A 26,558-nucleotide genomic window follows, 5' to 3' on the forward strand; every position below is an offset into this window, starting at 1 on the left:
TGCGATAGAAAAGCAAACACGAAAACAAAAGCACACTGCAGAAAGGTACTACTGCAGAACAGGTAATGTCAGCAATTATCATATCAACAACGTAGGAGAACAAAATGAGAAAGGTAGCAATCTACGGAAAAGGCGGTATCGGCAAATCTACAACAACACAGAATACCGTAGCTGGTCTGGCAGAAATGGGACGCAAAGTAATGGTAGTCGGTTGTGACCCCAAGGCTGATTCAACACGATTACTTTTAGGTGGTTTGGCCCAGAAATCAGTACTGGATACCTTGAGAGAAGAAGGTGAAGATGTTGAACTGGATGATATCCGTAAGCTTGGATACGGCGACACCTGGTGTGTTGAGTCTGGTGGACCTGAGCCGGGGGTAGGGTGTGCCGGTCGTGGAATTATCACCTCTATTAATATGCTTGAGTCCCTTGGTGCATACGAAGAGTCTGAAGGTCTGGATTTTGCTTTTTATGATGTACTTGGCGATGTTGTTTGCGGTGGGTTTGCAATGCCAATCAGGGACGGCAAGGCAGAGGAAATCTATATTGTCTGTTCGGGCGAGATGATGGCTATGTATGCTGCCAACAATATATGCAAAGGGATTGGGAAGTATGCGCAGTCAGGTTCTGTCCGTCTCGGCGGCCTTATCTGTAACTCCAGAACCGTTGACAATGAAAAAGAAATGATTGAAGAGTTGGCCAAAAAACTCGGCACCCAGATGATCTATTTTGTGCCTCGCGACAACGATGTTCAGCGAGCAGAGATCAACCGGAAAACTGTTATTGAATGGAATGGTGAATGTACGCAAGCAGGTGAATATCGTGGGCTTGCCAAGGCAATCGATGAAAATACAAATTTTGTAATACCAACACCGCTGGAGATTGAAGAACTCGAACAGTTGTTACTCGATTTTGGTTTGTTGGAAGCTTAATAAAATTGATAGTACAGGAGAAAAGCAATGATGATCATGATTAGAGCAATTGTTCGTCCGGAGAAATCTGATGAGGTGCTTGCAGCACTTATGGACGCAGGCTTTCCAGCTGTGACAAAGTATTCTGTTGCAGGGCGCGGAAAGCAACGGGGGATTAAGATTGGTGAAGTCACCTACGATGAAATCCCAAAAACTATGCTGATCAGTGTTGTGCCGGAAGCTGATAAGGAATTCGTCATTGATACGATTATGGATACTGCCAGATCGAGCAAAAAAGGTGCTTTTGGTGACGGTAAGATATTTGTATCGGAAGTTGAAGAAGTATACACCATCAGTTCCGGCGTTAAAGAGGGGGCCTCTGCCGAGGAGGTGGCCGCATGAAAGAAATAATCGCTATTGTTCGCATGAATATGATGAACAAAACTAAGACTGCACTGACTGATGCCGGTGTTGATGCCTTCTTTGCCCATGAAGTACAGGGCAGGGGGGTTGGGTTTGTCAATCGCAAGCTGATGGATGGCGTTGAAGAAGGGTATGAAGAGGCTGCAGCGCTGCTGGGAGAGAAGGGAAACCTGTATCCCAAGAGAATGGTAACTGTCGTTGTTGAGGACGATAAGGTTGATGATATCGTGGAAGCAATCATAACCATTAACAAGACAGGTAAAGCGGGTGACGGTAAAATATTTATCCTCCCCATGGCAGATGCTGCCAGAGTTCGGACGAACGAACGCGGCGCAAAGTCGATTCAGTAATTTCCTTTAAGGAGCAGAGGTTATGGGAAGAACAGAAAAAATGGTGCAGTGGGAGCCAAATGATATCAAGGGGAAACTCCTTGAAAAGTATCCGCCTAAGGTCGCCCGAAAACGTGCCAAGCAGATAATGATTAACGAGGCGCTTGAAAATACTACGCCGGAAATTACAGCAAATGTACGAACAATTCCAGGTATTATCACCATGCGCGGTTGTACCTACGCCGGTTGTAAAGGCGTTATCATGGGGCCGACCAGTGATATTATTAACCTGGTGCATGGCCCGGTGGGTTGCAGCTTTTATGCCTGGCTCACTCGACGCAATCAGCATGATGCCGGTGAAAAAGGAGAAGATAATTATATACCGTATTCTTTTACCACTGATATGCAGGATTCAGACATCATCTTTGGTGGTGAGAAAAAACTTGAGGCGGCTATTCAGGAAGCATACGACACCTTTCACCCTAAAGGGATTGCAGTTTTTGCAACCTGCCCAGTGGGGTTGATCGGTGATGATATCCATGCTGTTGCCAAGAAGATGAAAGAGAAGTTTGGTGACTGTAATGTTTTTGCCTTCAGTTGTGAAGGGTATAAGGGGGTATCCCAGTCGGCTGGTCACCATATCGCCAACAACCAGGTGTTTACCCATCTTGTTGGGACGAGTGAGAACGAAAAAACTGATAAATACAAGATTAACCTCCTTGGTGAATATAATATCGGTGGTGACGGTTTTGAGATCGACCGTGTCCTGAAGAAGTGCGGCATCACTAATATTGCCACATTTTCCGGTAATTCCACCTACGACCAATTTGCCTCGGCAAACCAGGCAGACCTCAGTTGCGTCATGTGTCATCGCTCCATTAACTATGTTGCGGACATGCTTGAGACAAAATACGGTATCCCGTGGATTAAAATCAATTTTATCGGGGCAAAGGCAACTGCAAAATCACTACGGAAAATCGCCCAGTATTTTGGCGATCAGGAGCTTATCGATAAGGTAGAGGAAGTAATTGCAGAAGAAATGCCGGCTGTAAAAGCCGCACAGGAATCAGTCCTTCCTCGAACAGAAGGCAAAACAGCGATGATTTTCGTCGGCGGCTCGCGTGCGCATCATTATCAGGAATTATTTGAAGAAATGGGCATGAAGACCCTTTCTGCAGGCTATGAGTTCGGACACCGGGATGATTATGAAGGTCGCCATGTAATTCCTAATCTTAAAGTTGATGCCGACAGCCGCAATATTGAAGAAATTGAGGTCGAGGCTGACCCTGAATTGTACAATCCTCGGAAGACAGCAGCAGAAATTGAGGCGTTGGAAAAGGCTGGATTGAAGTTTAAAGAGTACGAGGGCTTGAACCCAGCGATGGACGAGGGCACTCTGGTCATTGATGATTTGAATCAGTATGAAGCCGAAAAATTGGTTGAGTTGCTGAAGCCGGATCTCTTTTGTGCAGGAATTAAAGAGAAATATTCCATCCAGAAGTTGGGCGTGCCCATGAAGCAGTTGCACAGTTATGACTCGGGCGGTCCGTATGCCGGGTTTGTGGGAGCTGTTAATTTTTATAACGAGATAGACCGGCTGGTCAGCAGTAAAATCTGGAGCTACATGAAGGCTCCCTGGCAGAAAAATCCGGAACTTTCCGCAACATATGTGTGGGAATAACAAAGAATTTTAGGAAGGTACGATCATGTTACTACGACATACACCAAAAGAAATTGCTGATCGCAAAGCCTTGATGATCAATCCGGCCAAGACCTGTCAGCCTATTGGTGCCATGTATGCATCACTTGGCATAAAAGGGTGTCTGCCGCACAGTCACGGTTCACAGGGATGCTGTGCCTATCATCGAAGTACGTTGACCAGGCACTACAAAGAGCCCATCTCGGCTGCCACCAGTTCCTTTACCGAGGGAGCATCGGTGTTCGGCGGACAGGCAAACCTGATCCAGGCTATTAATAATATTTTTACCGTATATGAGCCTGAAGTAATAGCGGTTCATACAACCTGTTTGTCCGAAACAATCGGCGATGATTTACCGCAGATTTTTCACAAGGCGAACAAGGAAAAAAAGATACCTGAAGGAAAGACAGTCTTCGGAGCGCCCACCCCAAGCTATGTGGGATCGCATGTGACCGGTTTCTCCAACATGGTCAAGGCCATGGCTGCGCTTGCCGAACCGCAGGAAAAAAAGAACGGCAAAATAAATATAATTCCAGGCTGGGTTGAGCCTTCTGATATGGCTGAGCTTAAAAGGCTCGCGGATCTTATTGGAATTGATATCACCATGTTTCCAGATACCTCCGGCGTTCTTAATGGGGCCCTGACTGGTGAATATTCGATGTTTCCCGATGCTGGTACGCCTATAGAGGACATTAAAGCGAGCGGCGGGGCTATTGGGACACTGGCCCTTGGTGAATGGTGTTCTGCTGACGGCGCCAGGCTGCTTGATACGAAATGCAAGGTGCCTTGTTCGGTTCTTGATATGCCTTTTGGTTTGAACGCAACCGATAGATTTATTGATGCCCTTCGCACCTTGGCTGGAACAACCGTACCAGATGAAGTGGCGTCTGAACGTGGACGCCTGGTTGATTTTATTTCTGATATGCACCAATGGCTTTACGGCAAAAAAGTAGCCTTGGTTGGTGACCCTGATCAATTGATTGCCATGACTGAATTTCTTGTCTCCATTGATATGTGTCCGGTCCACATTGTGACTGGAACACCAGGGAAGAAGTTTGAAAAAAGGATTAAAGAACTGACCGCAGGCATGGATTGTGAGGTGAACGTCAAGGCCAAGGGAGATATGTTCCTGCTCCACCAGTGGATCAAAAATGATCCGGTTGATCTCATCATCGGCAACACCTATTGCAAGTATATAGCCCGTGATGAAGACTTACCGTTTGTTCGCTGGGGATTCCCGATTTTGGATCGTCAGGGGCATCAGCATTTCCCGACAGTTGGGTATATGGGCGGCCTGCGTCTGCTGGAAAAAATTACAGATGCGTTGCTGGATAGAAAAGATCGTGATGATACTCCAAGCAAGTTTGAACTTGTATTGTAATGCACACCCGGTGCAGCGGCGATCGGCAATGATCGCTGCTGCATGTATATCTGCCTGAGGACCAAGAGAGCATGAGCGTCTTATCGATGACAGCCTATAAAAATAATCAGACCCATGAAAAGTCGTATTTCGGCAATATGGTTATAAATCTGCCGGTTGCTCCAGTGGAAGTCTCCAGGACAAAATTTGCTTCTTCAGGTCAGGTGAGATCCAATTGTATGCTGCCTCATGAATCTCTTGCTTGGGTTGCTGAACAGGCCGACAGCTTTGAAGGGAAAGGGTTTATAATATCCATAGCCGGTCCCGGAGATCCTCTTGCAACACCCAAAGAGACACTCGAGACCATAGGAATTATACGGCAGAAATATCCAGAGGCGCGTTTTGCCCTTCGGACTCTAGGTATGGGGGGAGAGACGTATGCTCAGACGTTGGCGGAAGCTGGTGTAGAGTATGTTGAACTCGTAATGGATGCCGTAACTGTCGATACGCTTGAAAAAATTTATATGTGGATCCGGCCGGCGCGCAAGACACTCCCTATGGCAAAGGCTGCGCCCATAGTTTTTGAAGAGCAGCGTCGTGCGGCAGCAGCGTTCAAGCAGCATAATATGACCGTTTGCGGGAGTATCACCCTGTATCCGGAGTGCAATCTCGATCAGGTTATTCCTGTCTGCGAGGTGCTCAAAGAGCTTGGTGCCGATGCTGTAGCTGTACATTCTGCAAAAGAAGAATCTGATGATGCGGGGGTTGTGAGTTCGATTGGTGATGAAACAATAGCGAGTCTGGTGCTTCATGCTGCTGAGTTGTTACCGGTTATCAACTCTCTGCTTGTATATCAGCCCGAAGATGGCGTTGGAAATGGGCTGCCATCCTGCGGAAATGATTATCCTTCAGCAACAAAAGAGCGCCCTAATGTTGCTGTGGCAAGTTCTAATGGCATGGATGTGGATCTTCACCTGGGACATGCCACCAGAATTCTTATTTACGGGCCGCGGGGAACCGATGCTCTTCCCTGTCTCCTGGAAACAAGAGAAGCACCGGAACCAGGGGGAGGGAAAGGGCGATGGCAATCTTTGTCAAATGTTTTGGGAGATTGTTTCGTCCTCCTTGCAGCCAGTGCTGGTGAAAGTCCTCGGAAAATTTTAGGCGAAAACGGGCTGAGGGTAATGATGGTTGAAGATGCCATAGAAGGATGCGTGGATGTGCTCTACGGTGGTGGTAAAAAAGGCAAGTGTAAAAAGTGAAGACATTCGAGACCGATGCATCGGCAATGAACGTATCTGTCTCTGACAATAAAGAATTTAGAAACAGGAGGCGTAGCAATGGCTGTACCTGAAAAGCAGATTCTTGTCTGCCAAAGTTTTCGATTAAAAGGCGACCCCAAAGGCATTTGTCATAAACAGACAGACGGTTTCCTTCAATATATAGAGGAAGAAATTCTTGACCGTGGGCTTGATATGCAGGTTATTGCAACAGGCTGCCTGAAACAATGTGAATCCGGACCGATAATGGTTGTTCAGCCAGACAACTGGTGGTTTAAGGGCGTTAACAGCGAGGAAATCATTGATGAAATATTGGACGGTGTTGAAGATGGCGAGCCGCCGGCCGAATATCTCATTGGTTGAATGCCCATGAAGACTGTTACCTTTCGCCAGGCAGTGAGGAGTGATATTTCCTCACTGCTCCAGCTCCTTCATCAACTGTTTACGATTGAGGAAGATTTTACCTTTGACCCTGATCGTCAGAAAATGGGGCTTGAGCTACTGATGGACTCGCCTGAAGCCGCAATTATTGTCGCAGAGAAAGATGCTGAGGTAATCGGTATGGTAACGGGGCAGAAGGTTATTTCCACTGCCGAAGGCGGACCGGCCTTGCTTATTGAAGATGTTGTCGTTGCCGGCCCATGGCAAAGAATAGGTATTGGTAGCGCCCTTATCCGAGAAATAGGTTTTTGGGGTAAGCAACAGGGTGCTTCCAGAATGCAGTTGCTTGCCGATCGTAACAATGAACCGGCTCTCTGTTTTTATAGGGAGAATTATTGGAAGAAGACAGCACTTATCTGTCTTCGTAAAGAGTATACGGCGGATACCCATGAATATAATACAGATTGATTCTGCAGAAAATATAATATCCATTGATAATTGGCAGGAATACCGGCGGGACGGTGAACAATTCTTGAGAACTGCAAGTGCCGCTCACGAGCAGCAGAAAAAGGCATTTTCGCCGGATACCATCTATAATCTGACCTGCATGGGTATTGAAAAGATAGTCATGGCCTTTTTAATGCATCGGGGCGACCTTGCTGAAAACCATACAATGGGAGACTTACTTCGAGCCATTGAGCAACATCTGGGGCCAAATCCCGGGTTTGCGCAAAAAATGCAGTTTTTGGATTCTTTTCAAGAGATTTGCGATCTTGATACGTACAATGTGCAGACGCCAACGGCCACGGACATTGAGACTATTCTTGCCATTGGAGAAGAAGTGCGGGAGATGCTTACTCCATATCTGACGAATTGAAGAACATCAGACGTCTAAAACCATAAATAGAGATAAAGGATAGAGTGGATGAAAAAAGAAATAATGGAAAAAATATTTGAATACGCATCTATGCCGGTACATGGAACACTTTCCAGAAAACTGCGTAAAGGCGTAAAAATGCAGGTAAACGAGGGGCGTGTCTATGCGGATGCGGTGATGTTTCTCGGCGACGATTTTATCCGGATAACAGAAACCCTTCCCGGGGAAACGGTCAATACATATTACAGTTGGGACAGTGTTGCATCTGTTCGAACCCTTGGTGAAAAAACTGAATAACAAACATCCAAGCTGGAGAGAGAAAGTGACCACCCGGGAAACTATACCCTATCGTCCGCTCGGTTTGATTGTAACAATGTTGGAGAATATTGGTTTTCAGGTAAGTCATTGGCATGAGGACCTTGTTTTTATTGAACATAATGCCTTCCTTCTTCAAATGGGCGAAAAAGGAGAGGAGATCGGTGTATGGTTCAATGTTGATTGCGAGTCTGAAAAAAAAGATCAAATAATGGACGCCTTTAAAGGCCAGGAACCTCTTTTTAATTTTCAGGTAGATAAAAGCGGAGCGTATAAACTGGTTGCCAACCAGGAGGATGAAACGCTTCAGATTGAATTTATAACAGAGTAGAATGCCCTTGGCATAGAGAGATAAAGGAGTGAAATAATGTCAAAGAAAAATGTTGAAGAATTACTCATCGCAGGCGGCGAAAATGAGGACATTCGGAAAAAATACGATGCGATTAAAACAATGGAGGAATTCATTACCATAGCCGGCGAAGACGGTTACGAATTCAGCCAGGCTGAGCTTGAAGACGTACTGCGTGAATCAGGTGATTCTTTTGAGTCTTTTGGTAACCCGGCAAAGCGGATGATTTGGTGGTTTTAAAAAGATTCTGTTTGTATTGTGATGGGAAAGCGAAACATTCTTTGATGGCTTTTACAGGTTCACTCGTAGCAGTATTCAGGAAGATCAGCCCATTTCGCCTTTTTTTGAAATGGGCTGATAGCAAATATTCGTACAGATAAACTCACCCCAATCAGCGATCCCAACCGTAGATTCCCGTAGCGTCGTCCACAATACCATTTCGTATGCACACGTTCAGATCATGGCTCAAGACACCGGGCTATACCTTGGCAACTTGTTTACCGTTTAAATTCGATTTCCTTGCCAGGTTTGCCGTTATCATCCTGGAGAAGCTTGTGCTGCGGGTTAGGACATTTCCAGTAAAAAAAAGAGGCATTTTTTGCAGATTGGATGCGTCGTATCTGTTCTTTACAGTTTTCATGGGGGCAGGGTGCTTTCGGGGCATCCGGATCGATCATAAGTTTACCCGGTTTGCCGTTATTGTCGAGCAGGAGCGGACATCCCTTTTCTTTGCCTGTTGAACACGCCCAAAAATAATATCCCGGTCTGTTGTTACTTTCCAATCGCATCAAAAAACCTTCCTTGCAGGCCGGGCAGAGAGGGCCGGAGGTGGGGCGTTCTGCAAATGCGGCTCCTGGGGCGCCATTATTGTCGGACCTGGGGGGACAGTTTATTTCCCTGCCGTTGGAACATATCCAGAAGAATTTCCCTTTGGCTTTTTTGGACTCCATCCGAATCAGGTAGCCATCACAAAGAGGGCAGGCGTATCGTTTGCCGGTGATGATCTCAGAGAATTGCGTAGCTAAGGCATATTGAACCATTTTAGCCATACGTCGTGTGAGTTCCTCCAGGAAATCATCTTTGCCAAGGTTGCCTTCGCACACTCTATCCAGGGCATCCTCCCAAATTGCGGTCATGCCTGGAGATTTGAGGGTAGGGTGCATTTTGTCGATTATCTCACGCCCCCGCTCGGTGGAAATCAGAGATTTCCCTTTTTTGTCGAGATACTCTCGCTTTTGCAATTCTGCGATAATGTTTGTTCTGGTTGCGGGTGTGCCGATTCCGGAATTCTCTTTGAGGCGGGCTTTGATGACCGGATCATCAACATATTTATGAACTTCAGTCATTGCAACCTGGAGGGATGCTTCCGTAAATCGTGATGGTGGTTTCGTCGTTTTCTGTTCTTTTTCGATCTTCTCTATGGCTGCAGGATCTCCTTTTTTTACCGCTGGGAGGGGGCGGTCTTTTGTCTGTTGGTCGTTGAGTGTCATCCAGCCGGGATCTTTTACCGTAATTCCTTTTGCTCGCCAATGTTCATCAAGGCAATCAACTAAAATGTTGGTTGAGTAGTATTGGTAGTCTGGGAAAAACTGCTTCAAAAACCGGTTTGCAACCAGCGTGTAGATGTTGTGTTCTTCCTCGGTTAAATCTCTGGGAATAACTTCAGTCGGAATAATGCCGTGATGAGCTTCCGCACCCTGTTTTTTGGTGTTCCAGGCAGGGGATAACAGTGAAGGATCCGCTTTGTCGGCCCCTGTAAGACCTTGCTTGGCCAGTGCTGCGATAACCCGCGGTGCATCCTCATGCATCTCATCCGGCAGGTATCTGCACTCGGTTCGCATGTAGGTGAGACACTTCTTTTTTTCATAGAGGCCCTGACCAATCTCCAGGGTTCGCTTTGGGGCATACCCGAATTTATCCTCTGCTTTTTTTTGCAGATCAGACAGCATAAAGGGAAGCGGAGGACTTTTTTTCTTCAGTGTCTGTTTCCGATCTTTAATGACCCCGGTGCTACCTGTCAGTCGTTCCACCAGATCGTTTGCTGTTTGCTCCTCGACGAGCCGGCCTTCAGGGTCAACACCCTTTGCCAGCTCTCCAGGTTCCCACGTGGCAATAAAGTTGCCGTTGTGGTGGCTAACCGTGGCTTTGAGTTGCCAATACGGTTTTTTGATAAAATTTTCCACTTCCCGGTCCCGATCAACAACCAAAGAAAGGGTCGGCGTCTGGACTCTTCCAGCTGAGAGAACCGTGCCTCTGGTGCCGGCGGCAAGGGTGAGTCCCCGGGTAACATTTAACCCCACAAGCCAGTCTGCATTGGCCCTGCAGATAGCGGCATTTTTAATATTTAAAAATTCCTGGTTATCACGTAATTTTTGAAATCCTTTTGCAATGGTTCGTTCATCGAGAGCCGATATCCACAGTCTCTTTGCCGGACCGGTGTATTCAAGATAATCGAGGACCTCATCGACTATGAGTTGTCCCTCTCTTTCCGGGTCACCGGCATTGATGACGCCGGTTGCGTTTTTGAGCAGGTTTCGGATAATGGTTAACTGTTTTTGGGTTCTCGCAATGGGTTCTTTTATCCATTTCTCTGGGATTATGGGTAAATCTTCTGCTCGCCATTGCTTATATTTCTCGTCGTAAATATGCGGCTGTGCCTGTTCAAGGATATGGCCTACGCACCAGGTGCAGACAAAATCTTGCTTACAGGTGATAAAGCCGTCGCCTTGGCGGGCAATACCAAGATATTTGGCAAGGTCCCTGGCAACGGATGGTTTTTCAGCAATTAAGAGTGTGGTCATGAATAAAGCGAGTAACAAAGAATATTCTTGAAAAAAATAGAGAGAGGACTCTCCCCTATGGGCAAAGGTTTGATAAAGGCCCTAAAAGGTGCTGCTGCTATCGGCTCTCTGATTTTAAGAAAATGGTGGAATTGATTAAAGCAGCCTCAGGAAAATGTCCACTTTAATTTGACCATATTAGTAAGTAGGGTAGATAAGCGCAGCGCATCCACCAATGTCGGACAATGGATTCAGCGTGGATGCGCTACGCTTATCCACCCTACACGGTTACAGGATCCCCAGGCAACTACGTTAATAAGGTCGGTGGGTTAGAGCTTGAGCATTTTGTTTATCAATGGCCCCCGGTGAACGGATAGGAATGTATTACTCTCAGGGCCATTCTGTTGCTGAGATGAATCAGTTTATATGAAGAGTAGCTTTTAGCTGTCCATTTCCATTTTCAACCTGCAATAGGCTTCGCTGGGAAAATCAGCATTAATCCACTTTGTTTTGTATTGCTCAACGCCTGGTTCCCGGTCAATGTTGTTTAAAATCTGTAGAACCTGAAGGCTATAGGCATCTACAGTGGTAGACCCCTCGAAAACGACCGTGTACCCATTAGGTGGGTTTTGATCCACATCTTCCCCTTTTGCAAACCATCTCATTTCAAAAGTAAGCTCCCCTTCCTGTTCACGCTTGAAAACCAGTTGGTGCTCACCGCTATTCTCTATAAACACCACCGAGCTATTGTGAGCTCCTTTACGCAACTGAAGAGCGGATTCGGTTAAATCAAGGAGAGGGTCGGTGAAAAATAATGCCCTGACCGGTATTGTCCTTTCGTTGAAAGTAAAGACAATCTCAGCCTCTCCCCGGCGAATGAATGTATAGTCTATTGTAAAAGGTTGTTGAGCGGGCTTTTCACATGCAACATCTTTCTCCGCTTGCCTGCCATCATTGAATGTCTGACTGGTGCAATAATCAGAGTCAGCGTCCATCCCTGTGTGACTGCTCCAGTCATCTTCTGCCCAATCTTTTTCCTGAATATTATGCATAACTCATTTTTAGTTGATTTTGTGACATACCATTCTACAGAGACTCATGCTACCATGTGCGCCAATCCAGCTTTTATCATACAGCTATGGATATTTCTACTGGCATCGATTAGCAAAGTAAATCGTAACTGTGAAGCTGCCACTTACACCTGCAAGCTATTTCACTTCCTCTCACTCCAATTTATTGCAAATGGAGAAGTAAAAGATACTCCCTCTTTCAGGAGCTGGTTGTACCCAGACACTCCCCCTGTGTTGTTCAGATAATTCCTTGACAATGGCCAGGCCCAGACCCGATCCTTCAATGTCCTTTCTTTCCTCTTTGCGTTGAAACAAGTCAAAAATTTTCTTGCTGTCTTCACTCTCTATACCTATGCCGTCATCTCTAACCGAGATAATGTGGTGGGAAGAAGATTGCTCAAATCCGATGGTAATTTGGCTCAAATCGTCTCCGCCGTATTTCAAGGCATTGTCTACCAGATTTCTTAGAACCCTCAAAAGTGCAAGTCGATCGGCTTTGATCTCAGGCAATCCATTTTCTGGAACAGTCCACCTGATGGAGCGGATGCTGAATCGGGCGGAGAACTCATCTTTGATTATTTGAAGGACACGCTCCAAATTGACACTCTCCACAAGAAGAGAGACTTCTTTGGTGGAGATATAGAGGTTGATCGTTTCAACCAAGGCCACAATCTGTTCAGAAGACTTCAGGATCTGCTCAATGTAGCTTTTTCCCTTCTCGCCTAGAGTTTCCTTGTACTGCTTATGCAGAAGTTTGGTCAGTCCGTGTACACTTATGGCCGGGCTTTTAAGGTCATGGGACACAGAATAGGCAAAGAGTTTGATTTTTTCAGAACTCTTTTTCAGTGTCTCTTCCATCAGCTTTTGTTCTGTAATATCTCGTCCGACCGATTGAAATTCTTTCGGACGGTTGTGAGCATCAAAAATGAGGCGGTTGGTCCATTGCTGCCAGCGAATTGAACCATCGGGTTTCAGCACCTGAACTTCAATGGTTTCAACGGGATGGCGAGAGTGTAACGAGGCGAAGTGTTCCTTTACCTTTTTATGGTCCGCTTCGGCCAGAAAGGGAAAAAAGCTCGTGCCAATCAAATCCTCACCTTGCCGGTTGAAATAACGGCAAAAGGCCTCGTTCACAAAAGTAATGGTCTGGTCAGGCAGTGAGCGGAAGATGAGCTCTGTCTGATCCTCCACAATGGCTCGATAGCGGGCTTCACTTTCTTTTAAGGCTTGCTGCGCCTTTTTGTAATCCGTGATGTCTCTGAAAATGCCATGATATCCCAGGATGCTTCCATCCTGTGAATACTTGAGTGTCGAGGTGAGTACACAATCTATTTCCTGGCCGTTTTTTCTGACAAATCTCACAGCATAATCCCGCAAAACCCCTTCTCGTTCAATGTATGTCTGGTAAATTTTTCGATCACTTTTGTCAACATAGAGTTGAGAGACGTTTTTTGTCATCAATTCGCTGCGGGTATACCCGAACAGATCCAGCCCCGCCTGGTTGATATCGAGAAACTCTCCTGCGCGAGTGACGACGGCAATGGCATCTCTGGAGTCCTCAAACAGTTGGCGATATTTTTCCTCACTGAGCAAAATGGCTTCTTCCGCCTTGCGCCTTTCGGCAACTTCACAGCGTAATTCCTCGTTAGCTTTTTCAAGTTCCGAAGTGCGTTCCTGAACCCTGAGCTCTAGCTCGTCCCTGACCCTTCGAAGAGCTTCCTCAGTTCGCTTACGCTCAATAGCGTACCGTGTAGCTCGTGCCAACAGATGACGGCTCACATGGCCTTTGACCAAGTAGTCCTGGGCGCCATCCCTGACCGCTTTAATAGCAAGAGAATCATCATCGAATCCCGTCAGGATGATGATGGGGATTTCGGGAGTCTGGTCATGAACCCTTGTGAAGGTTTCAAACCCCTGGCTGTCGGGAAGAGACAGATCCAAAAGGATGATATCGATCTCCTCTCTGTCGAGAATTTCAAAACTATTGGCAAGCGATTCTGCAGAGCGCAAGTCAAAGGAACTGGGAACGCATTCCGAAAAGAGTTCTTTTATCAGGCGGATGTCACCTGGGTTGTCCTCGATCAAGAGGACTTTGATACATTGAGAGTTCATTCCTTAATGTCTCGTGGTAATTTCACAATCGAGAACCAGAAGTCTTCAATGGACTCCACTACGGAAATAAATTGGTCCAGGTCTACAGGTTTGGTGATGTAGCAGTTTGCATGAAGGCTGTAAGCTTTGAGGATGTCCTGTTCCGCTTTGGAGGTGGTGAGAACCACGACCGGAATGTTGCGTAAATTTTCGTCGGATTTGATTTCCGTAAGGACTTCACGGCCATCTTTTTTCGGCAGGTTCAAATCAAGGAGGATGAGGTCCGGGCGTACGGCATCAACATATTTTCCTTCTTTGCGCAAAAAAGCCAAGGCTTCGACGCCATCTTCCACTACAGAGAGCGTATTCCTGACTTTGCCTTCCTTCAGCCCTTCAATCGTCAAACGGACATCGCCGGGATTGTCCTCGACCAGAAGGATTTCTACTGGTGAACCTTGTTTTTCATAAAGCATTATTGATTTCCTTGTGTAACGGGAATGGTGAAATAGAATGTGGTGCCTTTTTCCAGTGCTGATTCAGCCCAAATTTTTCCACCGTGATATTCAACGATTTTTTTGCAGATGGCCAAGCCTATGCCGGTGCCGGGATACACTCCCACTCCATGGAGGCGTTGGAAAATGGTAAAGATGCGGTCGGTGTATTGCGGATCAAACCCAATGCCGTTGTCGCGGACAGCGAACAGCCACTCCTTTCCCTCCAGTTTCGCAGATATATGAATCTGAGGAGGCTCTTTGCCATGGAATTTGATGGCGTTGCCGATAAGGTTCTGGAACAGGAGTCCTATCAGGCCTCCACTGACAACCAGAGTAGGCAGTTTGCCATGTGTGATAGTGGCCTGGTTTTCTTCAATGGCTGTTCCCAGGTTTCCCAAAGCCCATTCAAGGATCTTTTGGCAATCCGTGGACTCCGCCTCTCCGTTGATTCTGCCAACGCGTGAGTAAGCCAGTAAATCGTTGATCATCGTCTGCATCCGTTTGGAACCGTCTACAGCATAGGCGATGAAATCATCCGCATCCTGATCAAGCTTACCCTTATAACGACGAGCTAAAAGCTGCACATAGCTGGCGATCATGCGCAATGGTTCCTGCATGTCGTGGGAGGCGACGTAAGCGAATTGCTCCAATTCCGCATTGGACCGTTCCAGTTCCTTAGCCTGTCGGGACAGGGCTTCCTCTGCCTGTTTGCGGTTGGTGATATCGGTGATGATGCCAAAGCTGCCTTTGAACGCTCCCTGGTCGTCGAAAATGGGCCGCGGAGACATGATCGTTGCAATCTTTCGACCATCTTTTGCTGTCCAGGTGATCTCGTAAGGGGTATGGTCGCCTTCTTGCCTTTTAATTCGTTGCTCTTTGAGTATAATTTGATTGTCTTCATCCAGGAAGTCTGTGGATGAGTGGTCGCAAATTTCATCTCTGGAATACCCCCACATCTGGCAGAGTCTTTGGTTCACATAGGTAATACGGTCTTTTTCATTTCGGATCAATACTCCCTCATTCATGGTTTCGACAAGCGTACGATAGCGTTGTTCGCTTGCCTTGAGAGCTTCCTCAGCACGTCTGGTTTCCGAGATGTCTTCAAAAAGGCCTACAGCCCCCAGGAACTTCCCCTCCTCGGAAGTGAGACAGTTGTAAATGGCCCGCAGTTGCGTACTCTTGTCGCCTGTGACAGAGCGATACTCTCCATCGTAAACACCCAGTTCTCCATCCAGTGCCGTCTGAACGGCTGAACGCATCGCCATATTTTGAGCCGAGGTGACCATGTTGAAGCCAAGAACCCTTTCCCTGGGTGCTCCCATAATCTCGAGAAAGTGGTCATTGCAGTCCAGGATGACACCCTCCTGGTCAAAATGGACAATTCCCAGCGGAGAATGATTGAAAATCATTCGGTATCGTTCTTCACTCTGCAGAAGGGCTTCCTCGGTGAGCAGCCACAAATGTTTTTCTTTTTCCAGTTGCTCAATCCTTTGTTCAAGTTCCTCGTAAGTTGGTTTTCGAGACATGCACAAGTTCCTTTCATGAGATGGTAAGAGGTTAATTTATGGAGACTAACGCCGGGAAAACACCATAAAGGCGGGCTCCATTAATTGAACAATTTGTAGCTTGTTGCAAGTGAAAATTTCAGATATTTCAGACATCTTTTGTCTTACATAATTACAGGGAGTGATGTGGCAGGGAATTAAGGGATACTTGCTTAAGGGGGGAACAGCAATTCTTGAGGGCGTTCTTTGTGCGTTAAATGAAAGGAAAAAGACGAGTTGCTGGAAAGGCCTGATCAGCATTATTCTCAACAGTGGTATTGCCGATCAAACCTGAAAGTGCCAAAATATTGATCTTTGAATTGCCTGGATTTCTACCAAGTACTTACTTCAGATACCCGCTGCCTATGGCGGAAAAAGGCAGTCGTAAACCCAGCTCCGGCACCTGTTTGCCAATCCACGCGACAAAGGTATTGCTGTTTGGCCCGGGGAAGGCCTTATAGGTTGTTTTCCACGGGTAATCCTTAGCCGCCTGATCAATAGCATCGATTAGTTTGTCTGTTCCGTCACCTTGATGGTATTTCAGAACCTGTGGCTTTTCCCCAAACCAATAACGGTCGGGAATGTCCCGGGCCACGCGCATTACCGGTTTATTACGATAACTGCGCCAACCGACAACATCATACACGGTGTAAAAGTCTTCGCCTGTTCTTTTAGCAGCTATCCATGTATGGATGGCAAACCAGCCGCGCCAACCCCACGCATCTGCACCATATACAAGCACTATTGCTTCCTCAGTACTTTTTGGGTCCGGCGCAATGCCGGCTGAGTCACGCCTGGCTGTCCTCCAGTCTTGATTCAGACCGCAAGATGTGAGCAAAAAACCGGTCAGGATAATTGCCGGTAAAAATTTCAGCGTCATTTGAGATGTAAGCAAGTTGCGTTAGCTGGAACTTGCCCAGCAGATCCATATTTCCAGATGATTGATTAGACTGAATTAAACAATAAAGATTATCAAATGTAATGCAAATTAATTCTCCACTGCGGTGAGTTGGGAGGATTCCAGACACTCTTAACAATGACCTGAATGTACCTCTTTTGCTGACGCGCAGAGAGAACTCACCATCCGGTAGGGGGGGGGGCTTTCTTCCGAAATTCTGTATATCAATTGACTTGAAATAGCGACAGGGGTATCTTGCAATATATTGAACTTACTATAAAAAATGAGTTTAGCCACAATGTAGCAGGACCTAGAGTAATCTATCCAAGGATAATATGTAGCATTGCAAGGCCTTGAATGAATCGAAGTTGTTTTTTCAGGAGAAAAAAACTTCAGGGGGCAGTGTACAAATAAGAAGAATTAAGCAAAACCTTGACCCCATGTATGTGTCCTCGACTAGAAACATGCGGTGGAATTGAGATCATCTGAGTGATAAGTAGGGGCTTTTTAACTCGTTTAAAATGAATGTTATGGCGCTATTTTGTATCGTAAGTCTCTGAATTTCTGTTTTTGATATTTCTCGTCAGGTGTAGAAAAAGAGAAACTATTAAATTACTTGTTCCCATTAATTGAATCAAGGAGTCGATTTTGAAAATCAAGGAAGTAAAAATAGAAAATTGGCGCTCGATTCAATCGGTCAATTTATCTTTCCAAGACTTAATGATATTTATAGGCCAAAACAATCATGGCAAATCTAACATACTTAGCGCACTACTTTTTTTCTTTGGAGAAATTAAGCCTCAAGAGTTAGATTTCTATAATGAATCAGAAGAACTACATGTCGAAATAGTTTTTTCCAATTTAGATGAAAATGACAAATCAACTTTCAATAAATACCTGACGTCTGATAATGAAATTAAAGTTCGGAAAACAGCATATTTTTCAGGAAATTTTGATTATAAAGGTTTTGTTCAAAATCCCACTACTGAATGGCTTCAGGAAAATAACGCTAGCGCCTACACCACAAGGGCTGTTGCAGAAGCACTACCCCTTGCAGAATTTTTACCTGAATCAGGTAGAATCACAAATGCAAATATTCTTTTCGCCCAAAGGCAGTATATCTCAAGAAACTCGGATTCTATTGAGTTTAGCTATGAATTAGAAAGTACAAATTTTTTGGGTTTGAAAAACGTTGCTAAAGGTATTTTTGGCCAAATATTCCATATACCTGCTGTCCGAAATGCTACAGATGATTATATAACGAAAGACTCAAGTCCCTTTGGTTCTCTGTATTCAAAATTGATAGAACAAATGTCTTCTTCGAACCCAGATTGGATTTCGGCCAAAGAAAACATTTCAGGCCTATTTGGCTTGCTTAACAAAACTGATGAGAATGGCAACCACAATGCACAAAGGCCTCAAGAACTTACACGGTTTGAAGCTAAACTTAGTTCACACCTCTCTTCTTGGGGCGCTGAAATAGATGTAGAAATTGTGGCCCCAAATATTGATGATGTTTTTAAAGCAAACACAAAGGTTTGGATTAATGATGGGGTTAAAACTGATATTAATCGAAAAGGACATGGGCTTCAAAGGGCACTAATATTCGCTTTAATCAAAACTATCGCTGAAACACTTCGGGAAGAACATTTAGCCGTACAGGAAAATGAAGAAGGCACAAGCTCTAGGAGAGCATCGAATTCCATGTTTTTCATTTTGGAAGAACCTGAATTATATCTACATCCACAAGCTCAGAGGGCTTTATTTGAAACCCTTACTACTTTAGCTGACAGTGGGGCTCAAGTTTCATTTAGCACCCATTCAAGCGCACTTGTAGATTTAGAGAGGTATAAATCAATCTGTATCGTACGAAAAGATTTTCCAACTACTGGAACTATAGTATGTCAGTGCACTGATGACATTTTTTCTGGTGACAGTAAAAAAGATTTTAACTTAAGTTATTGGGTGAATCCTGATCGAAGCGAACTGTTTTTTGCTCAAAAAGTTATCCTGGTCGAAGGTGCAACTGAAAAAACTGTAATCCCGTTTCTTGCTCAAAAAATTGAATGTTTTAAACATGAATATTCTGTAATTGATTGTGGCTCAAAAAATAACATTCCCGCATATTGTGGTCTTTTGAACAAGTTCAGTATTCCCTATGTCGCTGTATATGATATTGATCATCAAAACGGTAAATCACAACAAGCTATCGACTCTGCAAATATTGCAACAGATGCTATAACGGCTGCCATTGACTCTGATTTTGGCACTACTATAGCTTTGGTAAATGATATTGAAGAAGAACTACAAATGGCAAAGGGTACTGGCAGTAAACCCTATGTTGCCCTTGAAGAAATCAATAAAGAATCGTTTGAAATTACAACACAAATGAAGAGTAAGATTGAAAATATGTTTGAATAAAAATCTAACAAATCATTCCACTGGATTTCGCAAACAGCCGCGAAACCAGTGAACTCAACGTTATCCATACAAAAAATTTGATGAGACTCTCTGATACTATTTTTTTAGCTATTTCAAAAAAGATAGATGTGCATATTAATTTGAAATATTTCAGGTTTCAGACTGGAGGAAAGTCTTTAACTCTCAACACCTATTTATACATAGAAAAGAAAAAAGAGAATTGGTCAATAGACTCTGTTGGCAAAGCACCACATAAGCAAGGCCATACACAAAAAAATGAATTATTCAGAGGGCCGGCAGAGGTGTGTAAATTTCATGCTCTTGCGGCCTTCTTAGCATATGCTATTGCAGAGTTGACAGGTAAACGGGCTATGGTAAAGCCAACTATAAATTGTTATGGCTCCCAAAATCTTAATTCTGTTCTTAATGGATATGAGGAAGGGGTTCTAATCCGTGCTTTTGAAGACGCCGGTGCGCTGCAGGTAAACATAAAAGCAAATGTATAATCAGTTTAACCATCGCTCCATTGCGTTCCGCTTGACTCGCTGAGCCTCACCGGTGGACTCTCCGTTATGTTTTTCACATCATGACAAATAAGAAGAAAATATAAGATGAATCTGTTCCCTTGTATTCATTTAGGAAAATATCGGGCCTGAAATGGCCTTAAGCTGGCTATTCCCAGCCAGAAAATGTGTTTTTAACAGATTAAAGACCCAACTAAAATGTTATGCGGGCAAGCCGCATATGCTCACGTTCGGAGCAGAGGAAAATAGCTAATGCAAGGTGCAAGAGAGGACGTTTTTGTGGAGCAAAGAAATTGTTGTAAGCCCGGTACAAAATATTCGATAAGCTTGGCCATCTATTTTGTCTTCTTGTTTTTGACCATGGGAGCAATACAGGCTCAAGCCCAATGGCCTTATGTTGTTTCTTCCGAAGATGGTACACCGGTTTCCTATGAGGTCTATGGCGCTGGAGAGCCCACACTCGTGTTCGTGCATGGTTGGAGCTGCGATGCCCGCTACTGGCGTGCCCAACTGCCATACTTCTCTAAAAAACACCGCGTGGTCGTGCTTGATCTTGCAGGCCACGGCCATTCAGGTTCCACACGTTCGCACTACACCATGCGGTCGTTCGGAGAAGATGTACGAGCAGTGACAGCAGCAATCGGCAGCCGCAGCGTCATTTTGATAGGTCATAGCATGGGCGGCTCGGTGATTGCGGAGGCTGCCCGGCTCATGCCAGACCGTGTCATCGGGCTCATCGGTATAGATACACTTGAGAATATAGAATACCCTATGACCCGCGAGGAGCTTCAAAGAATGATCGGTCCGCTCGAAAAGGATTTTCGGACCGGAAGTCGGCAATTCATAGCGGAGATGATTTCACCTCACACTGATTTGCAGCTTCGTGAGTGGATTATCGCCGACATGTCTGCCGCACCACCTGCTGTTGCCATTAGTGCGATGAACGAAATGATGTCGCAGTACATAACAGGGGAAGCGGCTAGGGTATTTGATGAAATCCGAATTCCCGTCATAACCGTGAACGGAGACCTGTGGCCCATTAACTATGAAGCAAACCGGCGACATATGTTTTCCTACGATGCTATTGTTCTGAAAGAGGCGGACCATTTCTTAATGATGAATCGTTCAGAAGAGTTTAACGGTGCATTAAAGAAAGCAATCAATACGATTTCAAAAAAGCCGGTGAAATAAAAATACCGTACTGCACTCCGGTAGAAAATGGGTCAGACCCCTTGCGATGAAAAAACAAGCTTTCGATGAGAGCGACAATGCACCATAACGCTAAGGAGAAAAGCAGAGGGCAGGTCTTTGCTTGACTCTTGTGTACAATATCACCGATAGTTTGTTTTCCTAAAGGCAATGTCTCCTATACATCATGATTCTAGTTTCTGCTCCACCGCGAAAAACGGAGTCAGCCCACTTGTGAATAATCCGCTGTGGTGTCCAGAATAATACCCAATTTTTACTAACCACATCAGACAATAAACAAGGAACCCAGACTTCATTTATCCTCTTCTACGCTGCCAAACTACCCCTATTGAAAAACCACAATAGGGGATTACATTTTATTACATAAACTAACCTCCCTAAGAGGGTACTTGATTGAAAGTGAACAACCTCTTTGCCTAGCTACAATCGCATAGTGTGACGGATTATTACCGATCGGTTGAGGGGCTGGGTTAATGCAACTGAGGTGACAAACTATGTTTACAGAACACAACCGATTAAAGGTACTACTCCCTCTCCTGGTTCTGCCGGCGTCATTTGCAACGCCTGCCTTAGCAAAGCCGCCTTTTCTTTTTTATTCACTCCTGTAGCTCAACCACAGTCAGGCTATCTGCATGAAGCGGGCATATGCCAGTGTTGCGTCAGAGATCAGCGGTAAGATCAGCAAACGAACAGACAATATTTCCCTGGTCAATGAGGATTACAACATCGGGGTGCATTGCCGGAACACGGGCAAGAATAAGAGCTTTGTGACCATCGTGGTTGCCCACCGGACGAGCTTTAAGGAAGCCAAGGGCGTGGCACTGAACATCCGGGGAGGTATCAAGAGTGGAATCAATGAATGAATGGGGAAAACGAGAAAAAAAGAAGTGACTTGAAATGTTCTCGATATGGTCTAAAGTACTTGCTTTGTGAAAGAAAAAATGCGCAAGAGCGCAAAAAACACACCCCTTGATCGGAATACTAGCACTTCACAAAAGGATCATATATGCATCAAAAATTTCCCGAACGAGATTGGAAAAAATTAAGGTCTCTTAAAGACGCTGCTTGAGAGAAATTGAGCAACCGGATTATCGAAAAACTCAACACTTTAATTGAATCTCGTGAAGGTGGAAGCCATAAAACGTATTTGCGGCTATGGGAAACTATGCGCGCGGAAGATAAAATAGTAGCAGCGTTATTTGATGATCTATCAAGAAGCTCAGCTATAATCACATTAGCTGGCTGGAAGACTCACGGAATTCTTTCTGATGATGACTTTAATGATTTCACCGAGGATACACAAAATCGTATCAACACCCTAATGGAAATTATGCAATCTGAATAACGAAAGAAAAACCGGGGTCAGAAAAACGAAAAAACGGGTCCAGGCCTCTTGAGTTGCCATAAACAAGGAATCCTGACTCCAGTTGGTTGCTATTATGCGGTCAAGCTCCGGAAATGATCTCCCATTGCTTCATTTTGGAGCTTAAAGCCTACGAACTATGTCCATAGGCTTTGGCTATATTGGAGGTGAGGTGATACGTTCCGAGAGGAATTAATCAATAAATAATCCCTCTCGAATAATAAATTTTTTGACTTCCTCAACGCCTGTCTCTGAGCGCATATTGGTGAAGATAAACGGCCTGTCGCCGCGCATTTTTCGAGAATCTTGCTCCATTACTTCAAGTGAAGCACCTACCATGGGAGCAAGGTCGATTTTGTTGATAACCAGGAGGTCTGACCGGGTGATGCCTGGGCCGCCTTTGCGTGGTATCTTGTCTCCCCCGGAAACATCAATTACATAAATCATCAAGTCGGCAAGTTCAGGGCTGAAGGTCGCGCTGAGGTTGTCACCGCCTGATTCTATAAAAACGATATCAAGGTCCGGGAATTGAGCGGACAAATCTTCTACAGCCGCCAGGTTCATGGAGGCGTCTTCGCGTATGGCTGTATGCGGACAACCGCCGGTTTCGACTCCCACTATCCTGCCTGGTTCAAGAGCCTTGCTGTTGGTCAGGAACTTGGCATCTTCCTGGGTGTAGATGTCGTTGGTGACCACGGCCAGCGAAAATTCGTCTCGCATGTTTTTGCACAGTGCATCCAAGAGTGCTGTCTTACCGGAACCGACCGGGCCGCCGACTCCGATTCTCACCGGTTCTTTTGTCTTCATTGTATATCTTTCCTTTTATCTTGATGGGCACATATAAAGGCTGTCGTTTGCTCAAATTTAACATAGACGCGAGTAATAAATAGCTTCCGTCTTGCCCTCGTTCTGTAACTGTTTAGCAGTGCTCCAGATACGTACAAGCAGGCAGGATAACTATAGTAAAGCTATGTTTTCCTGCCTGATCGTGCGGTGCGTAGATGGGGTGCTGCTAACAGTTACTTACGATCTGAATAATCGCGTATATTGTGTTTCATGCAGGCATGAACCAATGGTAAACGCCGGGCACGAGCCTGCTATTTCTTCATCTTTTATTGCTAAACCTGCTTTCACCACCTCGGGGGTATGGGTGCTGAGGTAATGGAGTGCCTGTTGGCCGGAGGTTTGACCAAGTGGGATGAGCTTGACTGCCGCCATCACCATGTTTTCAAGCCAGCTCCAAGTGTAGCCAAGTGCGGCATTCTGCAGGTTGATATCCCACCTCAAGGCTGCAAGGGCAAATCCGGCTACCTGGCATTGGCGGACGGCCTCGAGCCACTGTGGATCAGTTGTGTGGTCGAGCTCTTGTACAATCTTGGCCATAGCACGGCCACGATTCATTTCTTCAAGCCGTAATTCTTTTGTTTCCCGGCAGGCTAGCGCGAATTCGCTCCAATGGAGAAAAGTGACTAGATCCTGCTTTTGGGCGGCGGCGTACAGTCTTTTGAGGAGCGGCAGTTCCAGTTCGACGAATCCGGAGTGGAGAATCGATTGCAGCCAGTCGATCAGACTCCGGTGGTCATGTACCCAGTCGCATTCAACCGCCCATTCAAGCCCTTGGGAATAGGTAAATCCCCCCGTGGGCAGAGAGGGACTCACCAGCTGCAGCAGCCGAAAGAGTGGCAACATTTCAGTGGCCATGGTGATGGCCTGTTGAGGCCCCCCCGTATGCCCCAGGTTCCGGCTCAAAAGGAACGGTGATTTGATTTACTTCGAGCCCAAGGCCACGCAGCATGTCGTCAAGCACATGGTCGTGCAGATAGCAAAGTCGGCCTGCCTCAATCTGGAGCGGCATGTGCCGATTGCCCAGGTGATAACATGCTTTGGCAATAAGTAAAGGATCGTTGGATTCGACCACGGAAAGCAGCTCGTCCGCTGCTCGAACCTGGGCAACGGTTTGCTGAGTGGAAAGCAGCAGGTCGTTATTATGTAGAACCGTCCCTCTTTTTAAAACAAGCACTGCTTCCTGTCCGTTGTCGAGTGTCACACGTTGTCTGCTTTTTTGTCTCAGGTCCAAAGGGAGAGTGAGGGTGGTGATCGGCTGCAGTCCGCAATCCGTAATTTTTTCGATAAATTCTATCATGGTGCGTCTTTGGGTAGGGTTAAAACAAAAAGTATCGCTGGGCCAACGGTAAGACGGCCGCAGGTTCACATACAAGTAACTGGCCGTCAGCCCTGACCTCGTATGTTTGCGGATCAACCTCTATGGTTGGCTGGTAATTATTGTGGATCATGTCTTTTTTAGTCAAGGATCGACATCCCTTACAATAGCTGAGCAGGCTTTGCAGCTGTAATTGATCCCCGATGCCCTGGTCATAAGCGGCTTTGGAGACAAAGCTAAGGGTCGTTGCATATCGGCTGCCGCCGAGGGCGCCGAACATGGGACGATAATGCACCGGTTGCGGGGTAGGGATCGATGCATTGGGGTCGCCCATGGGAGCAGCTGCAATCATGCCGCCTTTGATGATCAGCTGGGGCTTAGCGCCGAAAAATTGTGGCCTCCACAGAACCAGGTCGGCAAGCTTGCCCACCTCGACCGACCCGACTTCATGCGCTATGCCGTGGGCAATGGCAGGGTTGATGGTGTATTTAGCAATGTAACGCCGTATGCGCATATTGTCGTTTTTACCGGTGTCTTCGGCAAGGCTGCCTCGTTGTACCTTCATCTTGTGGGCTGTTTGCCAGGTTCTGCAAATAACTTCACCAACTCTGCCCATAGCCTGTGAGTCGGAAGCAATCATGGAAAATGCGCCCAGGTCGTGAAGAATATCTTCCGCGGCGATCGTCTCTCTGCGAATCCGTGATTCAGCAAAGGCGACATCTTCAGCAATTTTGGGATCGAGATGGTGGCAGACCATGAGCATGTCAAGGTGTTCCGCGATCGTGTTAACCGTGTATGGCCTGGTAGGATTGGTTGACGAAGGGAGCACATTTGCAAGGCCGCACGCCTTGATAATATCCGGAGCATGTCCACCGCCCGCACCTTCGGTATGGTAGGTATGGATCGTCCGGCTTTTAAATGCTTCAATGGTATTTTCGACAAAACCGGATTCGTTTAAGGTGTCTGTGTGGATAGCGACCTGCACGTCATGGTCCTCGGCAACCCTTAGGCACGCGTCAATGGCAGCCGGAGTGGTGCCCCAATCTTCGTGCAGCTTCAGGCCCATTGCTCCGGCAAGTATTTGTTCGTCCAGGGCAGGCGTGAGACTGGCATTTCCCTTGCCGAGGTAGCCGAGGTTCATCGGTAGCTCATCAGAGGCCTGGAGCATGCGGTGGATATTCCAGGGGCCGGGCGTACACGTGGTGGCGTTGGTGCCCGTTGCCGGTCCGGTTCCGCCGCCGAGCATGGTGGTAATGCCCGACATCAGTGCCTCTTCCACCTGCTGGGGGCAGATGAAGTGGATGTGGGAATCCACTCCTCCGGCGGTTATAATCGAACCTTCTCCGGCAATGGCTTCAGTTCCCGGGCCGACCAGAATGTCAACTCCCGGTTGAACATCAGGGTTGCCAGCCTTGCCGATGGCGGCAATTCGCCCATCCTTGATACCTATATCAGCCTTGAAAATGCCGGTATGATCAACGATAAGCGCGTTGGTGATGACAACATCAACAACCTTGTCTTGTACCTCCTGGCATTGTCCCATTCCGTCCCGGATTACCTTGCCGCCGCCGAATTTTACTTCATCGCCGTAAGTAGTGTAGTCCTTTTCCACTTCAGCAAACAACTCGGTGTCGCCAAGGCGGACCCTGTCGCCGGTGGTAGGGCCGAACATTTCAGCGTATGCCTTTCTTGAAATAGTCACCATCGCTTAATCCTCCAGTGCACCCATGATTTTTGCGTTAAAGCCGTAGACCTTTCTTTTACCGGCATAGGCAACAAGCTCGACAGTACGTTCCTGGCCGGGCTCAAAGCGGACAGCGGTCCCGGCTGGGATGTTGAGTCGATAGCCTTTGCTCTGCTCGCGTGGAAAATCAAGCGCTTCGTTAACTTCGTAAAAATGAAAATGCGAACCAACCTGAATCGGTCTGTCGCCGAGATTGGCAACCAGTAGACGTGTTGTTTCCCGGCCGGCATTTAATTCTATTTCCCCTTCTTTGCAGATTATTTCTCCAGGTGTCATCAATGTATCCCCCGTCTATGGGCCTGTTGATTTACTGTCTTTTCGCCCAATCTCTTTGT

The 26,558-nt window shown here is 46.2% G+C and carries 28 protein-coding genes; 17 read left to right on the top strand and 11 right to left on the bottom strand.

The window, feature by feature from the left end; genetic code table 11:
* Window positions 1-104: 104 nt before the first annotated feature.
* From nifH to ACHZCY_RS23025, 12 genes are all read left to right on the top strand, one after another.
* Window positions 105-932, top strand: a complete 828-nt coding sequence (nifH, locus tag ACHZCY_RS22970; RefSeq protein ID WP_205220765.1) for a nitrogenase iron protein — start codon at window positions 105-107, stop codon at window positions 930-932.
* Window positions 933-959: 27 nt separating this feature from the next.
* Window positions 960-1,313 (top strand): P-II family nitrogen regulator, encoded by a 354-nt coding sequence (locus ACHZCY_RS22975; RefSeq protein ID WP_205220764.1) that lies wholly within the window; start codon window positions 960-962, stop codon window positions 1,311-1,313.
* The gene (locus tag ACHZCY_RS22980) at window positions 1,310-1,684 is read left to right on the top strand and encodes a P-II family nitrogen regulator (protein WP_205220763.1); all 375 of its coding nucleotides are present in this window, start codon (window positions 1,310-1,312) and stop codon (window positions 1,682-1,684) included. The genes ACHZCY_RS22975 and ACHZCY_RS22980 overlap by 4 nt, the downstream gene beginning before the upstream one ends.
* A gap of 22 nt (window positions 1,685-1,706) precedes the next feature.
* Window positions 1,707-3,344: a nitrogenase molybdenum-iron protein alpha chain gene (gene nifD / locus ACHZCY_RS22985; protein WP_205220762.1), complete on the top strand. Its 1,638-nt coding sequence runs from the start codon at window positions 1,707-1,709 to the stop codon at window positions 3,342-3,344.
* Window positions 3,345-3,369: 25 nt separating this feature from the next.
* Complete coding sequence (gene nifK / locus ACHZCY_RS22990) at window positions 3,370-4,743, top strand: nitrogenase molybdenum-iron protein subunit beta (RefSeq protein ID WP_319550541.1); 1,374 nt, start codon at window positions 3,370-3,372, stop codon at window positions 4,741-4,743.
* 71 nt (window positions 4,744-4,814) lie between these two features.
* Window positions 4,815-5,984, top strand: a complete 1,170-nt coding sequence (locus tag ACHZCY_RS22995) for a NifB/NifX family molybdenum-iron cluster-binding protein (protein ID WP_319550542.1) — start codon at window positions 4,815-4,817, stop codon at window positions 5,982-5,984.
* 78 nt (window positions 5,985-6,062) lie between these two features.
* The gene (locus ACHZCY_RS23000) at window positions 6,063-6,365 is read left to right on the top strand and encodes a (2Fe-2S) ferredoxin domain-containing protein (RefSeq protein ID WP_205220759.1); all 303 of its coding nucleotides are present in this window, start codon (window positions 6,063-6,065) and stop codon (window positions 6,363-6,365) included.
* A 6-nt stretch (window positions 6,366-6,371) separates the two neighbouring features.
* Window positions 6,372-6,851, top strand: coding sequence for a GNAT family N-acetyltransferase (locus ACHZCY_RS23005; RefSeq protein ID WP_232370809.1), 480 nt, complete (start codon window positions 6,372-6,374; stop codon window positions 6,849-6,851).
* Complete coding sequence (locus ACHZCY_RS23010; protein WP_205220757.1) at window positions 6,832-7,260, top strand: protein-tyrosine phosphatase family protein; 429 nt, start codon at window positions 6,832-6,834, stop codon at window positions 7,258-7,260. The genes ACHZCY_RS23005 and ACHZCY_RS23010 overlap by 20 nt, the downstream gene beginning before the upstream one ends.
* A 48-nt stretch (window positions 7,261-7,308) precedes the next feature.
* On the top strand, window positions 7,309-7,557 hold the full coding sequence (locus ACHZCY_RS23015) for a hypothetical protein (protein ID WP_205220756.1): 249 nt from the start codon (window positions 7,309-7,311) through the stop codon (window positions 7,555-7,557).
* 25 nt (window positions 7,558-7,582) lie between these two features.
* The gene (locus tag ACHZCY_RS23020; RefSeq protein WP_319550543.1) at window positions 7,583-7,906 is read left to right on the top strand and encodes a hypothetical protein; all 324 of its coding nucleotides are present in this window, start codon (window positions 7,583-7,585) and stop codon (window positions 7,904-7,906) included.
* Between the two features lie 36 nt (window positions 7,907-7,942).
* Window positions 7,943-8,164 (top strand): Nif11-like leader peptide family natural product precursor, encoded by a 222-nt coding sequence (locus ACHZCY_RS23025; RefSeq protein ID WP_319550544.1) that lies wholly within the window; start codon window positions 7,943-7,945, stop codon window positions 8,162-8,164.
* A 257-nt stretch (window positions 8,165-8,421) separates the two neighbouring features.
* Here ACHZCY_RS23025 and ACHZCY_RS23030 read toward each other — a convergent pair whose 3' ends face one another.
* The 6 genes from ACHZCY_RS23030 to ACHZCY_RS23055 form a co-directional block, all read right to left on the bottom strand.
* Window positions 8,422-10,725 (bottom strand): DNA topoisomerase 3, encoded by a 2,304-nt coding sequence (locus ACHZCY_RS23030; RefSeq protein WP_319550545.1) that lies wholly within the window; start codon window positions 10,723-10,725, stop codon window positions 8,422-8,424.
* Window positions 10,726-11,144: 419 nt separating this feature from the next.
* Complete coding sequence (locus tag ACHZCY_RS23035) at window positions 11,145-11,756, bottom strand: hypothetical protein (RefSeq protein ID WP_319550546.1); 612 nt, start codon at window positions 11,754-11,756, stop codon at window positions 11,145-11,147.
* Between the two features lie 171 nt (window positions 11,757-11,927).
* Window positions 11,928-13,886, bottom strand: a complete 1,959-nt coding sequence (locus ACHZCY_RS23040) for a PAS domain S-box protein (protein WP_319550547.1) — start codon at window positions 13,884-13,886, stop codon at window positions 11,928-11,930.
* Window positions 13,883-14,338, bottom strand: a complete 456-nt coding sequence (locus ACHZCY_RS23045) for a response regulator (RefSeq protein ID WP_319550548.1) — start codon at window positions 14,336-14,338, stop codon at window positions 13,883-13,885. The genes ACHZCY_RS23040 and ACHZCY_RS23045 overlap by 4 nt, the downstream gene beginning before the upstream one ends.
* The gene (locus ACHZCY_RS23050) at window positions 14,338-15,885 is read right to left on the bottom strand and encodes a sensor histidine kinase (protein ID WP_319550549.1); all 1,548 of its coding nucleotides are present in this window, start codon (window positions 15,883-15,885) and stop codon (window positions 14,338-14,340) included. Before ACHZCY_RS23050 ends, ACHZCY_RS23045 begins: the two co-directional genes overlap by 1 nt.
* A gap of 361 nt (window positions 15,886-16,246) precedes the next feature.
* The gene (locus ACHZCY_RS23055; protein ID WP_319550550.1) at window positions 16,247-16,783 is read right to left on the bottom strand and encodes a DUF3750 domain-containing protein; all 537 of its coding nucleotides are present in this window, start codon (window positions 16,781-16,783) and stop codon (window positions 16,247-16,249) included.
* Between the two features lie 666 nt (window positions 16,784-17,449).
* Between ACHZCY_RS23055 and ACHZCY_RS23060 the strand changes: the two genes are divergently transcribed.
* From ACHZCY_RS23060 to ACHZCY_RS23080, 5 genes are all read left to right on the top strand, one after another.
* Window positions 17,450-19,222, top strand: a complete 1,773-nt coding sequence (locus ACHZCY_RS23060) for an AAA family ATPase (RefSeq protein WP_319550551.1) — start codon at window positions 17,450-17,452, stop codon at window positions 19,220-19,222.
* An 80-nt stretch (window positions 19,223-19,302) separates the two neighbouring features.
* On the top strand, window positions 19,303-19,728 hold the full coding sequence (locus ACHZCY_RS23065; protein WP_319550552.1) for a hypothetical protein: 426 nt from the start codon (window positions 19,303-19,305) through the stop codon (window positions 19,726-19,728).
* A gap of 270 nt (window positions 19,729-19,998) precedes the next feature.
* Window positions 19,999-20,937, top strand: a complete 939-nt coding sequence (locus ACHZCY_RS23070; RefSeq protein ID WP_319550553.1) for an alpha/beta fold hydrolase — start codon at window positions 19,999-20,001, stop codon at window positions 20,935-20,937.
* Window positions 20,938-21,587: 650 nt separating this feature from the next.
* Window positions 21,588-21,818 (top strand): hypothetical protein, encoded by a 231-nt coding sequence (locus ACHZCY_RS23075; protein ID WP_319550554.1) that lies wholly within the window; start codon window positions 21,588-21,590, stop codon window positions 21,816-21,818.
* Window positions 21,819-22,030: 212 nt separating this feature from the next.
* A complete protein-coding gene (locus ACHZCY_RS23080; protein WP_319550555.1) occupies window positions 22,031-22,300 on the top strand; it encodes a hypothetical protein in 270 nt (89 codons plus the stop codon).
* A gap of 210 nt (window positions 22,301-22,510) precedes the next feature.
* Here ACHZCY_RS23080 and ureG read toward each other — a convergent pair whose 3' ends face one another.
* The 5 genes from ureG to ACHZCY_RS23105 all read right to left on the bottom strand — a co-directional run bounded on the left by ureG (window position 22,511) and on the right by ACHZCY_RS23105 (window position 26,499).
* A complete protein-coding gene (gene ureG, locus ACHZCY_RS23085) occupies window positions 22,511-23,125 on the bottom strand; it encodes an urease accessory protein UreG (protein ID WP_205220740.1) in 615 nt (204 codons plus the stop codon).
* A gap of 216 nt (window positions 23,126-23,341) precedes the next feature.
* The gene (locus ACHZCY_RS23090) at window positions 23,342-24,019 is read right to left on the bottom strand and encodes an urease accessory protein UreF (RefSeq protein WP_319550556.1); all 678 of its coding nucleotides are present in this window, start codon (window positions 24,017-24,019) and stop codon (window positions 23,342-23,344) included.
* Complete coding sequence (gene ureE / locus ACHZCY_RS23095) at window positions 24,009-24,461, bottom strand: urease accessory protein UreE (protein WP_205220738.1); 453 nt, start codon at window positions 24,459-24,461, stop codon at window positions 24,009-24,011. The genes ACHZCY_RS23090 and ureE overlap by 11 nt, the downstream gene beginning before the upstream one ends.
* A gap of 19 nt (window positions 24,462-24,480) precedes the next feature.
* Complete coding sequence (gene ureC / locus ACHZCY_RS23100; protein WP_319550557.1) at window positions 24,481-26,184, bottom strand: urease subunit alpha; 1,704 nt, start codon at window positions 26,182-26,184, stop codon at window positions 24,481-24,483.
* Window positions 26,185-26,187: 3 nt separating this feature from the next.
* Window positions 26,188-26,499, bottom strand: coding sequence for an urease subunit beta (locus tag ACHZCY_RS23105; RefSeq protein ID WP_205220736.1), 312 nt, complete (start codon window positions 26,497-26,499; stop codon window positions 26,188-26,190).
* Between the last annotated feature and the right edge of the window lie 59 nt (window positions 26,500-26,558).

This window comes from Desulfogranum marinum (genome assembly GCF_963675105.2).
Lineage (GTDB): Bacteria > Desulfobacterota > Desulfobulbia > Desulfobulbales > Desulfobulbaceae > Desulfogranum > Desulfogranum marinum.

Coding starts and splice junctions, on each gene's coding strand:
- nifH (WP_205220765.1), top strand. CDS start 105: ATGAGAAAGGTAGCAATCTACGGAAAAGGCGGTATCGGCAAATCTACA.
- ACHZCY_RS22975 (WP_205220764.1), top strand. CDS start 960: ATGATGATCATGATTAGAGCAATTGTTCGTCCGGAGAAATCTGATGAG.
- ACHZCY_RS22980 (WP_205220763.1), top strand. CDS start 1,310: ATGAAAGAAATAATCGCTATTGTTCGCATGAATATGATGAACAAAACT.
- nifD (WP_205220762.1), top strand. CDS start 1,707: ATGGGAAGAACAGAAAAAATGGTGCAGTGGGAGCCAAATGATATCAAG.
- nifK (WP_319550541.1), top strand. CDS start 3,370: ATGTTACTACGACATACACCAAAAGAAATTGCTGATCGCAAAGCCTTG.
- ACHZCY_RS22995 (WP_319550542.1), top strand. CDS start 4,815: ATGAGCGTCTTATCGATGACAGCCTATAAAAATAATCAGACCCATGAA.
- ACHZCY_RS23000 (WP_205220759.1), top strand. CDS start 6,063: ATGGCTGTACCTGAAAAGCAGATTCTTGTCTGCCAAAGTTTTCGATTA.
- ACHZCY_RS23005 (WP_232370809.1), top strand. CDS start 6,372: ATGAAGACTGTTACCTTTCGCCAGGCAGTGAGGAGTGATATTTCCTCA.
- ACHZCY_RS23010 (WP_205220757.1), top strand. CDS start 6,832: ATGAATATAATACAGATTGATTCTGCAGAAAATATAATATCCATTGAT.
- ACHZCY_RS23015 (WP_205220756.1), top strand. CDS start 7,309: ATGAAAAAAGAAATAATGGAAAAAATATTTGAATACGCATCTATGCCG.
- ACHZCY_RS23025 (WP_319550544.1), top strand. CDS start 7,943: ATGTCAAAGAAAAATGTTGAAGAATTACTCATCGCAGGCGGCGAAAAT.
- ACHZCY_RS23030 (WP_319550545.1), bottom strand. CDS start 10,725: ATGACCACACTCTTAATTGCTGAAAAACCATCCGTTGCCAGGGACCTT.
- ACHZCY_RS23035 (WP_319550546.1), bottom strand. CDS start 11,756: ATGCATAATATTCAGGAAAAAGATTGGGCAGAAGATGACTGGAGCAGT.
- ACHZCY_RS23040 (WP_319550547.1), bottom strand. CDS start 13,886: ATGAACTCTCAATGTATCAAAGTCCTCTTGATCGAGGACAACCCAGGT.
- ACHZCY_RS23045 (WP_319550548.1), bottom strand. CDS start 14,338: ATGCTTTATGAAAAACAAGGTTCACCAGTAGAAATCCTTCTGGTCGAG.
- ACHZCY_RS23050 (WP_319550549.1), bottom strand. CDS start 15,885: ATGTCTCGAAAACCAACTTACGAGGAACTTGAACAAAGGATTGAGCAA.
- ACHZCY_RS23055 (WP_319550550.1), bottom strand. CDS start 16,783: ATGACGCTGAAATTTTTACCGGCAATTATCCTGACCGGTTTTTTGCTC.
- ACHZCY_RS23065 (WP_319550552.1), top strand. CDS start 19,303: ATGAGACTCTCTGATACTATTTTTTTAGCTATTTCAAAAAAGATAGAT.
- ACHZCY_RS23070 (WP_319550553.1), top strand. CDS start 19,999: ATGCAAGGTGCAAGAGAGGACGTTTTTGTGGAGCAAAGAAATTGTTGT.
- ACHZCY_RS23075 (WP_319550554.1), top strand. CDS start 21,588: ATGAAGCGGGCATATGCCAGTGTTGCGTCAGAGATCAGCGGTAAGATC.
- ureG (WP_205220740.1), bottom strand. CDS start 23,125: ATGAAGACAAAAGAACCGGTGAGAATCGGAGTCGGCGGCCCGGTCGGT.
- ACHZCY_RS23090 (WP_319550556.1), bottom strand. CDS start 24,019: ATGGCCACTGAAATGTTGCCACTCTTTCGGCTGCTGCAGCTGGTGAGT.
- ureE (WP_205220738.1), bottom strand. CDS start 24,461: ATGATAGAATTTATCGAAAAAATTACGGATTGCGGACTGCAGCCGATC.
- ureC (WP_319550557.1), bottom strand. CDS start 26,184: ATGGTGACTATTTCAAGAAAGGCATACGCTGAAATGTTCGGCCCTACC.
- ACHZCY_RS23105 (WP_205220736.1), bottom strand. CDS start 26,499: ATGACACCTGGAGAAATAATCTGCAAAGAAGGGGAAATAGAATTAAAT.